We start from the raw sequence: 14,391 nt of genomic DNA, 5'->3' as shown, positions 1-14,391 counted from the left end.
CGGCGCTTGGTTGACGCGCCGCCGCCCATCCACTTTGTGACGTCGAATTACGCCTGATTTGTCCTTCGGCCCCGGATCGGCCACGGAGACGGCCCACGTGGCGGCGTAACGGCGGCCGGCCCCGCGCACCTCGTGACCGTCTCCCTGGACGGGGGCCGGCCACGTGCGGCGGGTGGGTCGCCCGCCGTAAGCGTAAAAGGTGGGGAAGGGAAAGCCCCGTGCGGGAGAGCCGCACGGGGCTTTCGAAACACCTTCCGGAAAGCCGGCGATCAGCGCGCCTGCATGATCTCGCGCATGAGACGGGCGGTCTCGGAGGGGGTCTTGCCGACGCGGACGCCGACCTTCTCCAGGGCCTCCTTCTTGGCCTGGGCGGTGCCCGCCGAGCCCGACACGATGGCGCCGGCGTGGCCCATGGTCTTGCCCTCGGGGGCGGTGAAGCCCGCGACGTAGGCCACGACCGGCTTGGTGACGTGCTGCTCGATGTAGGCGGCGGCCCGCTCCTCGGCGTCGCCGCCGATCTCGCCGATCATGACGATCGCGTCGGTGCCCGGGTCCTCCTGGAACGCCTGGAGCGCGTCGATGTGGGTCGTGCCGATGACGGGGTCGCCGCCGATGCCCACAGCGGTCGAGAAGCCGAAGTCACGCAGCTCGTACATCAGCTGGTACGTCAGCGTGCCCGACTTCGAGACCAGGCCGATGCGGCCCGCGGTGGTGATGTCGGCCGGGATGATGCCCGCGTTGGAGGCACCGGGGGAGGCGATGCCGGGGCAGTTGGGGCCGATGATGCGAATCTTGTTGCCCTTGGAGACGGCGTACGCCCAGAAGGCGGTGCTGTCGTGGACCGGGACGCCCTCGGTGATCACCACGCACAGCGGGATCTCGGCGTCGATGGCCTCGATGACCGCGTCCTTGGTGAACGCCGGCGGCACGAACACGACCGACACGTCCGCGCCGGTCTTCTCCATGGCCTCCGCGACCGTCCCGAACACCGGCAGGCCCTCGTGCGTGATGCCGGCCTTGCGGGCGTTCACGCCGCCGACGACACGGGCGCCGGAGGCGAGCATGCGGCGGGTGTGCTTGGTGCCCTCGCCACCCGTCATGCCCTGAACGATGATCTTGCTGTTCTCAGTCAACCAGATGGCCATGGGTCACGCACCTACCGCAGCGAGCTCGGCGGCACGCTTGGCCGCGTCGTCCATCGTGTCTACCAGCTCGACCCGCGGAAGCGCGGCGTCGGCCAGGATCTGCCGCCCGAGCTGGGCGTTGTTGCCGTCGAGGCGGACCACGAGCGGGTGAGTCACGGCCTCGCCGCGGCTCTCCAGCAGCTTGAACGCCGAGACGATGCCGTTGGCGACGGCGTCGCAGGCGGTGATGCCGCCGAAGACGTTCACGAAGATCGACTTGACGCTCGGGTCGGAGAGGATGATCTCCAGGCCCGCGGCCATGACCTCGGCCGAGGCGCCGCCGCCGATGTCGAGGAAGTTCGCGGGGGACGGCTTGCCGGGGAACTGCTCGCCCGCGTAGGCCACCACGTCGAGCGTGGACATGACCAGGCCCGCGCCGTTGCCGATGATGCCGACGTCGCCGTCGAGCTTGACGTAGTTGAGGTCCTTCTCCTTGGCCTTGGCCTCGAGGGGGTCCTCGGCCGCCTTGTCGGCGAGCGCCTCGTGGTCGGTCTGGCGGAAGCCGGCGTTGTCGTCGAGCGTGACCTTGCCGTCGAGGGCCTTCACCTGGCCGTCGGCCGACAGGATCATGGGGTTGACCTCGACGAGCGTGGCGTCCTCGTCGACGAAGCAGCACCAGAGCTTCTCGATGAGGTCGGCGGCGCCGTCGAGCGCCTTCTCCGGCAGGCCGCCGGCCACCGCGATCTCGCGCGCCTTCGCGCGGTCGACGCCGTCCAGCGCCGAGACCGGCACCTTGGCGACCTTCTCGGGCGCGGTGTGGGCGACCTCTTCGATGTCCATGCCGCCCGCGGCGGAGCAGATGGCGAGGAAGGTACGGTTGGCGCGGTCGAGCAGGAACGAGAAGTAGTACTCCTCCGCGATCGCGCTGGCCTCCTCCACGAGGACCTTGTGGACCGTGTGGCCCTTGATGTCCATGCCGAGGATGGCTTCGGCCTTGGTCACGGCGTCGGCGGCGTCGTCAGCCACCTTGACGCCTCCGGCCTTGCCTCGGCCACCGGTCTTGACCTGGGCCTTGACGACAACGCGGCCGGTCAGCTCCTCGGCGGCCGACCGCGCCTCCTCCACGTTGTGTGCGACGATGCCGCGTGGCACCGGGATGCCGTAGTCGGCGAAGAGCTCCTTCGCCTGATGTTCGAACAGGTCCACGAGGGTCCGTCCTCTTCCGTTTGGTCGCTCACCCTCTGTCGGGTTCGCGCCCTGCTTTTCCGACTGATGTTCGACGGCCCGGGCAACTGCGCTGACGGTCGCGTCCGCTCACCGCTCGTTGGCATCGTGCCTCGCTCTCTCACGGCGAGCTCCTACGCTCAGGGGTGCGTGCCGGGCGTTTCCGCCGGTAAAGCCTAGCCCGAAGCTTGACCTGCACAGGTCATGGGGGCATGGTTCTTCCGCTCTGTGACGGTCATCTCACTTCCCCAGGACGGACCCTGCACGAAAAATGCACCGTTTTGGCATCGCCTGACCCGGCTGTCGATATATGGTCGTGATCTTCTATTGGCAGGCTTCTGCTCCCTCTCCTTTTGAATCGAACGGGGAAATCGTATGAAGCGAATTCTCGCGGGCTTGGCGTTAACCACGGCCGCGGCGCTCGTTACCGCCACACCCGCCGCGCAGGCCGCGTCGGTGGACCCGGTGAAGGCGCTCAAGAAGCAGTTCGTCGCGGGGCACGGGGTACGGATCTCGGAGAAGACCCGGATGTCCATCGACGGCAAGAGCATCGGGCTCAGCAGGACGACCGGTTCTTTCGAGTTCGGCAAGTCGGGAATCGTCGCGAGCGATGTCCGGACCCACCGCTCCAGCAAGGACAAGAGCCTTTCGGCCGCGCTCGCCCCGCCGCGCATCATCACGGTCGGCGGCTACAGCTACGTTCAGGGCGGGCTGTTCACCGAGGACCTGCCCGAGGGCAAGAAGTGGGTCCGCTACGGCGGCGGTGAGGCGAGCGGCAGCACCTACAACCAGATCCTCGACATCTTCGAGCCGAAGGTGCTGAAGACGCTGGTGTCGCGCGCCAAGAGCTTCAAGGGCGGCACCTACAAGGGCGCCCTCACCTACAGCGAGCTGGCCAAGGCCTACGGCCAGAAGCTGTCCGGCAGGATCGGCAAGATCAAGATCGACTACGCGCTGAAGGTCAACTCCAAGGGCCTGGTCACCACGCTCACCTCGGCTTGGAGCCTGGACTTCGGCGTCCTGGGCAAGACCCGCTCCGAGACCGAGACCCGGTACCTCGGGTGGGGCTCGAAGGTCAAGATCAAGGCTCCGGCCAAGGACCTGTGGATCGACGTGGACGGCCTCGACGAGGACAGCGACGTTCCGATGGAGATCCCGAACAACGCCCTGAACTCGCTCACCAACTAGCAGCCCTGCCTTGCCTCCTTCCGCCCGCCGGGCGGGAGGAGGCTTTCTCCACGGCAGGACCTGGGTGCGCGTCGGCAGCACGACCAACGTGAGCGCCTCCTCTCAACCCGTCGCCCCCTTCCGGCCTGCGGCGCGGCAGCCTGCCTGTCGACTATCGGCTGAGCACCGGCTCCAACGGCCTGCGACTGCAGATCCTCCCGAACGCGGCGCTCGCCTCCTGGTAAGGCGTCCTCAGCCCGCGCGGCCCAGGTGAGGCTGTTTGGTGTAGTCGGTCAGGCCGATGACGTTCCCCCAGGGGTCGGCGACCTCGACCGTCCAGCCCGTGAACACCTCGAACGGCTCGATCCCCAGCTCATCGGCCGCCGCGCGGGCGTCGGGCACCTCCAGCCAGACGCGCATGGAGCCCGGCCTGCCCTCCTGGACCCGTACCAGCAGCCCGGGGGTCTCCTCCCCGATCGCGAACAGCGCCAGCTCCCCCGTCGCGAACTTCTCCTCCAGCCCCAGCACGCCCCCGTAGAACTCCCGAGCCCGCGCCAGGTCTCCCACCCCGACCAGGATGTTGTCGACGCCGAGGATCTTCATGACGCGTACCTCCGGTGGTCGTCGGCGGTCCGCGTTCCGCGGCTCTGACAGTTCACGGCTCGTCCTCTCCTGGATCTTCACCCTTGAGGGAGCGCCCGGAGCCCGGTGACGAGCCCTGCGCGCTCCCGGGGCATTGTCCGACGCCTTCGCCGCCGGGCGGAGGTCTACCCGAGCCTGGACTCCCGCAGGCTCGCCCATTCGAGCGAGTGCCTGATGCCCTCCTCGACGGAGTAGCGGGCCTGCCAGTCCAGCAGGCGGCGGGCGCGGTCGCTGCGGGTGTAGGCGCCGGCCACGTCGCCGGGGCGCGGGTCGGTCTCGACGACCTCGATCGGACGGTCGACGACGCGGTTGAACGCCTCGGCCAGCTCCCGCACGGTGGTGCCCGCGCCGGTGCCCAGGTTGATCACGTCGACGTCCAGCTCGTCGAACCGCCGCAGCGCCGCCACGTGCGCCGTCGCCAGGTCCCAGACGTGGACGTAGTCGCGGATGCCCGTGCCGTCCCTGGTCGGGTAGCCGGTGCCGGTGATCCGGAAGGGGACTCGGTCCTCGTACGCCTCGATCATCTTGCCGAGGGCGTGGCTGGGCCGCCGCAGCTGCAGACCGGTGCGCATCTCGGGGTCGGCGCCGATCGGGTTGAAGTAGCGCAGGGAGAGGATCTTGATCGGGCGGCTCGTGGCGATGTCGGCGAACATGGCCTCGCAGACCGCCTTGGTCCGCGCGTACGGGCTCTGGGGGTCCAGAGGGGAGTCCTCGTTCACCGTGTGGTCGTCGCCCGTGCGGTAGATGGACGCGGAGGAGCTGAAGATCATCCGGGTGCAGCCGTTGCGGATCAGGTGATCGACGAACTCGAGGCTCTTGGTGACGTTCGCGCGGTAGTAGCCGATGGGGTCGGCGACGGAGTCGGGGACCACGATGAGCGCGGCGCAGTGGACTACGGCCCCAATATCCGGATATTCGGCAAATATCTTGTCAATCAGAGGGCCGTCGCTGATATCCCCTTCATAGAACGCCCGCCCCTTCGCGAACTCGCGCCTGCCCGTGATGAGGTTGTCGAGAATGACGGGCTCGATCCCGGCATCGAGGCACGCCGACGCGACCGTGCTCCCGATATATCCCGCCCCGCCAGTAATCAATACACGCATCCCAGCACCTTAAACCCCGTAATCATCTTGTACGGCGGGATCCCGCCCACTCGCTCTCCCGGCCCAGACCCGCCCACCACACCCCACGCCGGCCTTCGCCGCCCAACACACCCGATCCCGGCCTTCGCCGCCCACCACACCCCATCCCAGCCTTCGCCGCCCACCACACCCCACCCCCGGCCTTCGCCCGCCACACGCCATCCCGAACTCCTCGGCGGGCCCCACCTCGGACCTCCGCCGGTCCCCTGCCCGGGACTCGCCCGCCACACCCGCCCAGTACTCGCCCCGTCATGCCCCGTTCCGAGATTCGCCCACCATTCCCCCGCTCGCCTTGCCCCGCCCGAGCCTCGCCCAGTGCGGCCCTGCGCCCCCAGAGCCCGCAGCCGTTCTCGCCACCACCCTCCAGAAGCTCCACCACCCCAGGAGAGCCGCACCGCCACCCTCGCCCGCATGCCCCCGCCCGCGGCAGCGCTTGCCTTCCCGCCGAAATCACGGAGTCAGGGCGTCGGGATCGCCTGGCCGGGGCGGTGGTGAAAAAGGGGTGGTGGTCTGGGCTTGTTGGGTTTGTGTTGGCGTGCGACATTTCCTGATATGGGCAGAGACGTGCCAAGCGTCGTCTTCAGCCGGGACGACCGCCGGAAATATCGGGAAAAGGTGTATCGATGCCTCGACGTCTTCGCCCAGATGTTGCGCGAGTCCCGCTTTGAGATCGAGCGCCCCCTCGCCGGCCTGGAGATCGAGCTCAACATCGTGGACGCGTACGGCGAGGCGGCCATGCGCAACGCCCAGGTGCTGGCCGCGATCGAGCAGCCGGACTGGGCGACGGAGCTGGGACAGTTCAACATCGAGATCAACATCGAGCCGCAGGAACTGGGCGGCGACGGCGCGGTCCGCCTGGAGGACGACGTCAGGGCAAGGCTCAACCACGCCGAGGAACGCGCCCGCTCCCAGGACGGCCACCTCGTACTGATCGGCATCCTGCCCACGCTGCGCGAGCAGGACATCGGCGAGGGCACGCTCTCGGCGAACCCCCGCTACCGCCTGCTCAACGAGCAGATCTTCGCGGCCCGGGGGGAGGACCTGCACCTGGCCATCGAGGGCGTCGAGCACCTGGACACCCACGCGGACAGCGTCGCCCCCGAGGCCGCGTGCACGAGCGTGCAACTGCATCTGCAGGTCAGCCCCGACGCGTTCGCCTCGCACTGGAACGCGGCCCAGGCCATCGCCGGGCCCCAGGTGGCGGTGGCGGCCAACTCCCCGTACCTGTTCGGCAAGGAGCTGCACCGCGAGACCAGGATCGCCCTGTTCGAGCAGGCCACGGACACGCGGCCGGCCGAGCTGAAGGCGCAGGGCGTGCGGCCGAGGGTGTGGTTCGGGGAGCGGTGGATCACGAGCGTTTTCGACCTGTTCGAGGAGAACGTCAGCTATTACCCGGCCCTGCTGCCCCTGTGCGAGGACGAGGACCCCCGTACCGAGCTCGAACAGGGCCGCATCCCCCACCTGCACGAGCTGACCCTGCACAACGGCACGATCTACCGGTGGAACCGGCCGGTGTACGCGGTGGTGGAGGGGGTGCCGCACCTGCGCGTGGAGAACCGCGTGCTGCCCGCCGGGCCCACCGTGGCCGACGTCGCGGCGAACGCGGCGTTCTACTACGGGTTGATGCGCGTGCTGCCGTACGCCGAGCGGCCGGTCTGGAGCCAGATGTCGTTCCAGGCGGCGGAGGACAACCTGGGGGCGGCGGCCCGGCACGGGCTGGACGCGCGGCTGTACTGGCCGGGCATGGGTGAGGTGCCGGCGGCCGAGCTGATCCTGCGGCGCTTGCTGCCCATGGCGCGCGAGGGGCTGGCCAGGTGGGGCGTGGACGGTCCCGTTGCCGACCGGCTGCTCGGCATCATCGAGGGGCGCTGCCTGACCGGCCGTACGGGGGCGAGCTGGCAGGTGGAACGCGTACGCGCGCATGAAAGGGCCTCCGGGGACCGGCACGAGGCGTTGCGGTCCATGACGCTCGAGTACATCGAGCGGATGCACACCAATGAGCCCGTGCACACTTGGGACGTGTGAAACCCGTGAAGCGCGTCCTGATCCTCGTCCTGGTCCTCCTGCTCGGCGCCTGCGGCCTCGCCAGGCGGCCGTCCATGGACACTCAGGGGGCCGACTCGTTCGAGGACGATGTGCGTACCGCCCGTACGCTGACGGAGGCGTTCTGGACGCAGCAGTTCCAGCAGAACGGGCGAACTTATCGGCCTATCGCCGACTTCGTCCCCTACTCCGGGAACTCCGGACCCCGCTGCGGCGACGAGCCCGCCGTCCCGAACAACGCCTTCTACTGCCCCATCGGCCACTTCATCGCCTTCGACCAGACCTGGATGGAATCGCTCTGGAACGAGATGGGCGACGGGTCGGTCTATGTGATCATTCCTCACGAGTTCGGGCACGCGATCCAGGCCCAGCTCCAGACGGACTTCCAGCTCAACGTACAAATGGAGCTCCAGGCCGACTGTTACGCGGGCGGGACCCTCTCGGCGCTCGTCGGCTCGGGCGTGCTCCAGACGCAGCCCGGCGACGAGGACGAACTGCTCACGAGCCTGGAGGCGGCGGGCGACCCGACGGACGACTGGCTGAACCCGTCGGCTCACGGAACGGCCGAGCAGCGCCAGACGTCGTTCGCGACCGGCTACCGGGACGGCGTGAGCGCCTGCTGACCGAGGGCGTACACGAGGGGCGCGGATCAGACCCCAGGATGTATGCGCGGGTCAACCGAGAGGATGATGTATCTGATCATGCCCACGCTCTACCGTTGACCCATGCCATTGGAGGAGATCGGCTGGCTGCGAAGGGGTGCGTGCAGATCCAGCGACCCTGACCTCTTCTTCCCCCTCGCCCCCACCCCCTTGCAGGAGGCCCGCGCCAAAGCGGTCTGCGCGCGCTGCCAGGTCATCGAGGAGTGCCGCGCGTACGCGTTACGTTCGGGCGAGTCGGAGGGCATCTGGGGCGGCCTCACCCCGGAGGAGCGCCGCCGCAGTCGCTTCCCCAGCGGCTGGCGCCGCCCAGCCGCCTCCTGACTTCGGACCAACCGGCCGCACGAGTGAACTGCGGCGCGGGCAGCGCGGACGACCTGGGCGACGCCGGCGGCGCTGCCGACGCGAGCGACGCGGACGGCGCGAGCGACGCGGACGGCGCGAGCGGCATGAGGGAAGACGGCGGCGCGGGCGACGTGGGCGGCACCGGCGATGCGGGCGGCGCGGGCGACGTGGCAGCGCGGGCGACGTGGCAGCGCGGGCGACGTGGCAGCGCGGGCGACGTGGCAGCGCGGGCGACGTGGCAGCGCGGGCGAAGCAGGCGGCATGGGGAAGACGGCGGCGCGGGCGAAGATGGGGTGGGCGACGTAGCCTGGCAAGGGTGTTGCTCCGCTCGATTGCGATCCTCGCCGCAGCCAACCTCCTGAACAACAAGGTGATACCCCGCCTGGCCCCCCTGACCTCGGCCGCCGCGACCGCCGCCCTGGTGGCGACGGCCCGCAGGTCCGGCCTGTCGTGGAAGGAGCTCGGGTTCGAGCACGGCCGCCGCGGTGCCGTGGCGGGAGGCGCGCTGGCGGCCGCGGTGGCCGCCGTGTACGCCGTCGGCATCGCCAACCCCCGCACCAGGCAGCTCTTCCGCGACGAGCGCGCCCTGTCGCTCTCGCGCGCCCGCGTACTGGAGGAGGCCCTGCTCCAGGTCCCGCTGGGCACGGTCCTGCTGGAGGAGGTGGGTTTCCGGGGCGCCCTGTACGCGATGCTGCGCAAGGATCACGGCACGGTGGCCGCCACGGCGATCTCGTCGTCCCTGTTCGGCCTCTGGCACATCCTCCCGGCCATCGACATGGCCCACGCCAACCCCGCCCTCGGCGCCCTGACGTCGGCCGATTCCCCGGGCCGCCTGGACACGGCCCGGGTGGTGGCGGGGAGCGTGGTGTCCACGGCGGCGGCCGGGGTGCTGTTCTGCGAGCTCCGGCGCCGCGGCGGCCTCCTGACCCCGGCCATGCTGCACCTGGCCACCAATTCCTTCGGCTATCTCTTCGCCCGCCTCGCCGCCAGACGGAAGTGACGGAACGTGAGCATTTCCGGCACTCCGGTGGGTCTTTGATCAGCCGGGGATGAGGATTCCTGGCTCGAAGGAGGAAGATCCTTCACCTTCGATTGGAGCGTTCCATACACGTCCCACCTCGATGCTTTAACGTCTCCAGGGCGCGCTTCCCGCGGTCGGGAAATGCGTATATCAAGATCAGTAGTTCTGATATACGATGGAGGCACGGAGGTGGTGTTGCATGCGTACGGTAATCGACATCGACAAGGAGCTACTGGAAGTCGCCCAGCACGAGTTGGGGACTTCGACCATGAAGGAGACGGTCAACGCGGCACTGGAGGAGATCGCCGAACGGGCAAAGCGTCGCGAAGCGTTCGAATACTGGCGTACCCGGGACAATTCCGATCTGCTGGATCCGGAGATCATGAAGCATGCGTGGTAGCCACCGGCGTGGTCTACCTCATCGACAAGAGCGCACTGGCACGCATGCCGCACCCGGCGGTCCACCGCGCACTCGAGCCGCTCATGCTCGACAAGATGCTGGCCATCTGCGAGGTCACGCAGCTCGAGGTCCTCTTCAGCGCGCGTGACCCGGCGGGCTACGAGCGCGACGCCCACTACCTGCGCGAGGGCTTCCGCCTCCTGTCGATCCATGAGAAGGAGGTGGCCGCCCGGGCGCTGGACGTTCAGGCGATCCTCGCGCGCAAATCGCACCACCGGGCCGTCGGACCGACCGATCTGCTGATCGCCGCCTGTGCCGAGGTGCACGGGGCGACGATCCTGCATTACGACCGGGACTTCGACGTCATCTCCGAGGTGACCGGCCAGCCCTCGCTCTGGGTCGTGTCCCCGGGGTCCGTGCCCTAGGAAGGGTCAGCCCGTGGTCTCCGGCATCAAGCCGGAGTATGCGGATGGGGACCCGTCCGTGCCCCGGGAAGGGTCAGGCCGTGGGGACGACCTGGAAGGCCTCCGCGTAGTGGCCCGAGGGGAAGCCGGCCTGGTCGGCCCAGGCGGCGAAGCGGGTCTTGAGGAAGTCGACGAAGCCCTCCACGTGGGCGACCTGGCTCACATGTGACTGCAAGGCCGCGAGCTTGCGGTCCATGGCCTCGGTGATGTCCACCCAGTGGTTGGGGGTCGAGCCGCCCGTCAGCCATACCTCGCGTACGGTCCACGCCTCCAGGCCCTCTTCCCGCACCAGTTCGGGGAAGGCGTAGGGGTTGCGGGCGTCCGGGTAGACGGCGTCCAGGGCGGAGCCGCCCACCGCCCGGTGGTCGGGGTGGCTGGGGGCGACGTTGTGGTAGTTGCGATCGGGGTGGTGGGTGATGACCAGGTCCGGCCTGACCTGGCGGATCACGCGGGAGATGTCGCGCCTCAGCTCGATCGACGGCACCACGAGCCCGTCCTTGTAGCCGAGGAACCGCACGTCGGTGACGCCGACCGCCTTGGCGGCGGTCCGCTGCTCGGTCCTGCGGAGCTCGGCCATGCCGGAGTTGTCCAGAGTGCGTTCGTTGCCGCCCGCGTCGCCATCGGTGACCAGCAGGTACGTGACCTCGACGCCCTTGTCGACGAACAGCGCCACGCTCCCCGCCGCGCCGAAGTCGACGTCGTCCGGATGGGCGGTAACCACGAGGACCCGATTGATCTCGGTTTCCGGCAGCATGGCTCCCCTTTCTGATGTTCTACGGAGAGACAACCGGCCCCCCGCCGAAGGCATTCCGGGCGCCGATTGTCGGTGGGGCGTCTTAACCTAGTTAGGTGCCGACCCAAGTCTCTGTTGACCACCCTCTGCTCGACGGCCTCAACCCTCAGCAGCGCGAGGCCGTGATCCATCATGGCAGTCCGCTGCTCATCGTGGCGGGGGCGGGCTCCGGCAAGACGCGGGTGCTCACGCATCGCATCGCGTACCTGCTGGCCGAGCGTGAGGCGCACCCGGGCGAGATCCTGGCGATCACCTTCACCAACAAGGCCGCCCGCGAGATGAAGGAGCGCATCGACAAGCTGGTCGGCCCGCGGTCCAGGGCGATGTGGGTGATGACGTTCCACAGCGCCTGCATGCGCATCCTGCGGCGGGAGGCCAAGCGGCTGGGGTTCCCGTCGAGCTTCTCGATCTACGACCAGGCCGACTCGCAGCGGCTCATGGCCATGGTCTGCAGGGAGATGGAGCTCGATCCCAAGCGTTACCCGCCGCGCTCCTTCTCGGCCCAGGTCAGCAACTTCAAGAACGAGCTGATCGACTACGAGAGCGCGCTCGACAAGGCGGGCTCGCATCTGGAGAAGACGCTGGCGGAGGCGTACAAGGCCTATCAGCTCAAGCTGACCGAGGCCGGCGCGATGGACTTCGACGACATCATCATGAACACGGTGACGTTGTTCCAGCTCTTCCCCGAGGTGGCCGAGCACTACCGGATGCGGTTCAGGCACGTGCTGGTCGACGAGTACCAGGACACCAACCACGCCCAATACATCCTGATCAGGGAGCTGGTCGGGCACCCCGAGCTGCGCACGACCGACGGCGAGCTGGTCCGGACGGGCGCCGACATGTCCGAGCTGTGCGTGGTGGGCGACGCCGACCAGTCCATCTACGCCTTCCGCGGCGCGACGATCCGCAACATCCTGGAGTTCGAGCGCGACTACCCCGACGCGCGCACCATCCTGCTGGAGCAGAACTACCGCTCCACCCAGAACATCCTGGCCGCCGCCAACGCGGTCATCGCGCGCAACGAGTCGCGCAAGCCCAAGAACCTCTGGTCCGACCAGGGCGACGGGCCCAAGATCGTGGGATATGTCGCCGACAACGAGCACGACGAGGCCATGTTCGTGGCCCAGGAGGTCGACCGGCTCAGCGACGAGGAAGGCGTCAAGCCGGGCGAGGTGGCCGTCTTCTACCGCACCAACGCGGCCTCCCGCGTGTTCGAGGAGATCTTCATCCGCACCGGGCTGCCGTACAAGGTGGTCGGGGGCGTGCGCTTCTACGAGCGCAAGGAGGTCAAGGACCTGCTGGCGTACCTGCGGGTGCTGGCCAACCCGGCCGACGTGGTCTCGCTGCGCCGCATCCTCAACGTGCCCAAGCGCGGCATCGGCGACCGCGCCGAGGCGATGATCGAGGCGCTGTCGTCGCGCGAGCGCATCCCGTTCTGGGACGCGCTGCGCAGGGCCGACGAGGCGTACGGGATGGCCACGCGTTCGCTCAACGCGGTACGCGAGTTCGTCGCGCTGATCGAGGAGCTGATCGCCAAGGCCGCGGGCATGCCGCCGTCGGCGCTGGCCGAGGAGGTGCTGGTGGCCACCGGCTACCGCGCCGAGCTGGAGGCGTCGGAGGACCCGCAGGACGAGTCGCGCCTGGAAAACCTCAACGAGCTCATCTCCGTCGCCTCCGAGTTCGAGGAGGCCAATCCGGAGGGGACGCTGGTGGAGTTCCTGGAGCAGGTGTCGCTCGTGGCCGACGCCGACCAGATCCCCGAGGCCGACGGCGGGCAGGGGGTCGTCACGCTGATGACCCTGCACACGGCCAAGGGGCTGGAGTTCCCCGTCGTCTTCCTGACGGCCATGGAGGACGGGGTGTTCCCGCACATCCGCTCGCTCGGGGAGCCCAAGGAGCTGGAGGAGGAGCGGCGGCTGGCGTACGTGGGGATCACCAGGGCGCAGCAGCGGCTCTACATCACGCGGGCGGCCGTGCGCAGCTCCTGGGGGGCGCCGTCGTTCAACCCGGCCTCGCGGTTCGTGAACGAGGTGCCGGGGCAGCTCATCGACTGGCGTACGGATCCGGAGAAGTCCGCCTGGAGCGCGGCCACCCGCAAGGAGCCCGCCGCCCGCCCCGCGCCCGCCAAGAGCGGCGGGCGGAAGGTGCCTTCGCTGGCGCCCGGTGACCGGGTGACGCATGACGCGTTCGGGCTGGGCACGGTGGTGTCCGTGGACGGGGTGGCGGAGAAGACCAAGGTCAAGATCGACTTCGGCAGTGGCGGGGAGAAGACGCTGCTGCTGGCGTACGCGCCCATCGACAAGCTCTGACCGGCCCCTGACGGCCGGAGGGCCGCCCTCCCTGGTCATGGGGGGCGGCCCTGATGTCTTTACGGGGTCAGCCCTTCAGGGCGCTGCCCTTCTTCCACTGGGTCCAGTTCAGCTGCCAGTAGCTCCAGCCGTTGTTCCACTGCAGCTTGCGCTTCGTACCGGTGATCTTGACGACGTCGCCGCGCTGGGCGATGCCGTAGAACCACTTGGCCCCGGCGGGGGTGGCCCGCACGCAGCCGTGGCTCTGGTTCGAGCGGCCGAGGAACTGGTAGTAGCCGGCGCTCTGGTGGACGTACTCACCGCTGTCGGAGATGCGGACCGCCCACGGGATCTCCTCCTTGTAGTAGCGCGGGTCCTTGGGATCCGTCACGCCCATCCAGGAGGAGGTCATGGTCTCCACGGCCTTCTTGCCCATGGTGAGGTGGACGCCGCTGGTGGTGAGGTAGACGTCCACACCGTTCTTGATCAGCCCGCCCCTGCCTGCGCTGATCGGGATCTTCTTGGCCAGCTTGCCGTCGCGGTAGACCTTCATCTGGTGGTTGCGGGTGTTGACCACGGAGATGTGCGACGCGCCGACGGCGAAGCGGCGGGAGACGTCCTTGGTGCCGGTGTTGCCGGGGAGCTGCGACAGGCGGGCGGTGAAGAGGACCTTCTGGTGAGGCTTCCAGTACGTCTTCGTCCGGTAGATGACCTTGCGCGCCGACACCCAGCGCCAGGCGCCGTCGACCGGCTTCTCCGCCTCCACCTCGAGCAGCGCCTCCACGGCCGCCCGGTCCTTCACGTCGCGGTCGAACGTGACGATGATCGGGAAGCCGACGCCTACCTTCTCCGACTTCTCCCCCATCGGGGTTATGTCGGCTATATCGAGCTTGACCTTCTTTTCCGGCTTAGCCGGGTCGGTGACCTGCACCGGGGCCGTGACGCTCGCCGCGCCGGCGGCCCGGACCACCGAGGCTTGCTGCGTTTGCGGAACAACGTGGCCGCTCTCCGCCGCACAGGCCGTCATGGCGGCCAATGCGACCAGGGCCGGCAGCATCCGGGGGACGCGATTCAAGGGG

General features: G+C 68.7%; 14 protein-coding genes. 8 read left to right on the top strand and 6 right to left on the bottom strand.

Annotated elements, in window-relative coordinates; genetic code table 11:
* Positions 1-269: 269 nt before the first annotated feature.
* Together sucD and sucC are read right to left on the bottom strand one after the other, a co-directional pair.
* A complete protein-coding gene (sucD, locus tag HD596_RS19410) occupies positions 270-1,145 on the bottom strand; it encodes a succinate--CoA ligase subunit alpha (protein WP_185070769.1) in 876 nt (291 codons plus the stop codon).
* 3 nt (positions 1,146-1,148) lie between these two features.
* Positions 1,149-2,330 (bottom strand): ADP-forming succinate--CoA ligase subunit beta, encoded by a 1,182-nt coding sequence (sucC, locus tag HD596_RS19405; RefSeq protein ID WP_185070768.1) that lies wholly within the window; start codon positions 2,328-2,330, stop codon positions 1,149-1,151.
* Positions 2,331-2,723: 393 nt separating this feature from the next.
* On the opposite strand from sucC, the gene HD596_RS19400 reads away from it, so the two are divergent.
* A complete protein-coding gene (locus HD596_RS19400; RefSeq protein WP_185070767.1) occupies positions 2,724-3,536 on the top strand; it encodes a hypothetical protein in 813 nt (270 codons plus the stop codon).
* A gap of 231 nt (positions 3,537-3,767) precedes the next feature.
* On the opposite strand, the gene HD596_RS19395 is transcribed toward HD596_RS19400, so the two are convergent.
* Positions 3,768-4,118, bottom strand: a complete 351-nt coding sequence (locus tag HD596_RS19395) for a VOC family protein (protein WP_185070766.1) — start codon at positions 4,116-4,118, stop codon at positions 3,768-3,770.
* A 164-nt stretch (positions 4,119-4,282) separates the two neighbouring features.
* Positions 4,283-5,260: a UDP-glucose 4-epimerase GalE gene (gene galE / locus HD596_RS19390; RefSeq protein WP_185070765.1), complete on the bottom strand. Its 978-nt coding sequence runs from the start codon at positions 5,258-5,260 to the stop codon at positions 4,283-4,285.
* 603 nt (positions 5,261-5,863) lie between these two features.
* Between galE and HD596_RS19385 the strand changes: the two genes are divergently transcribed.
* The 6 genes from HD596_RS19385 (at position 5,864) to HD596_RS19360 (ending at position 10,192) form a co-directional block, all read left to right on the top strand.
* Complete coding sequence (locus HD596_RS19385; RefSeq protein ID WP_313044593.1) at positions 5,864-7,324, top strand: glutamate-cysteine ligase family protein; 1,461 nt, start codon at positions 5,864-5,866, stop codon at positions 7,322-7,324.
* Positions 7,321-7,965, top strand: a complete 645-nt coding sequence (locus HD596_RS19380; protein ID WP_313044592.1) for a neutral zinc metallopeptidase — start codon at positions 7,321-7,323, stop codon at positions 7,963-7,965. The genes HD596_RS19385 and HD596_RS19380 overlap by 4 nt, the downstream gene beginning before the upstream one ends.
* 102 nt (positions 7,966-8,067) lie before the next feature.
* On the top strand, positions 8,068-8,325 hold the full coding sequence (locus HD596_RS19375) for a WhiB family transcriptional regulator (RefSeq protein ID WP_185070763.1): 258 nt from the start codon (positions 8,068-8,070) through the stop codon (positions 8,323-8,325).
* Between the two features lie 337 nt (positions 8,326-8,662).
* Positions 8,663-9,346, top strand: coding sequence for a CPBP family intramembrane glutamic endopeptidase (locus tag HD596_RS19370; RefSeq protein ID WP_185070762.1), 684 nt, complete (start codon positions 8,663-8,665; stop codon positions 9,344-9,346).
* A 220-nt stretch (positions 9,347-9,566) separates the two neighbouring features.
* The gene (locus HD596_RS19365) at positions 9,567-9,767 is read left to right on the top strand and encodes a type II toxin-antitoxin system VapB family antitoxin (protein ID WP_185070761.1); all 201 of its coding nucleotides are present in this window, start codon (positions 9,567-9,569) and stop codon (positions 9,765-9,767) included.
* Positions 9,761-10,192 (top strand): PIN domain nuclease, encoded by a 432-nt coding sequence (locus HD596_RS19360; RefSeq protein ID WP_185070760.1) that lies wholly within the window; start codon positions 9,761-9,763, stop codon positions 10,190-10,192. Before HD596_RS19365 ends, HD596_RS19360 begins: the two co-directional genes overlap by 7 nt.
* Before the next feature lie 73 nt (positions 10,193-10,265).
* Here the strand turns inward: HD596_RS19360 and HD596_RS19355 are convergent, their stop codons facing one another.
* Positions 10,266-10,985 (bottom strand): PIG-L deacetylase family protein, encoded by a 720-nt coding sequence (locus HD596_RS19355; RefSeq protein WP_185070759.1) that lies wholly within the window; start codon positions 10,983-10,985, stop codon positions 10,266-10,268.
* Between the two features lie 95 nt (positions 10,986-11,080).
* Between HD596_RS19355 and pcrA the strand changes: the two genes are divergently transcribed.
* Positions 11,081-13,333, top strand: coding sequence for a DNA helicase PcrA (gene pcrA, locus HD596_RS19350; RefSeq protein WP_446685863.1), 2,253 nt, complete (start codon positions 11,081-11,083; stop codon positions 13,331-13,333).
* Positions 13,334-13,400: 67 nt separating this feature from the next.
* Here the strand turns inward: pcrA and HD596_RS19345 are convergent, their stop codons facing one another.
* Positions 13,401-14,387: a L,D-transpeptidase gene (locus HD596_RS19345; protein ID WP_185070758.1), complete on the bottom strand. Its 987-nt coding sequence runs from the start codon at positions 14,385-14,387 to the stop codon at positions 13,401-13,403.
* Between the last annotated feature and the right edge of the window lie 4 nt (positions 14,388-14,391).

Source organism: Nonomuraea jabiensis (assembly GCF_014204795.1).
Lineage (GTDB): Bacteria > Actinomycetota > Actinomycetes > Streptosporangiales > Streptosporangiaceae > Nonomuraea > Nonomuraea jabiensis.
This window is presented reverse-complemented; position numbering and strand designations above follow the sequence as displayed.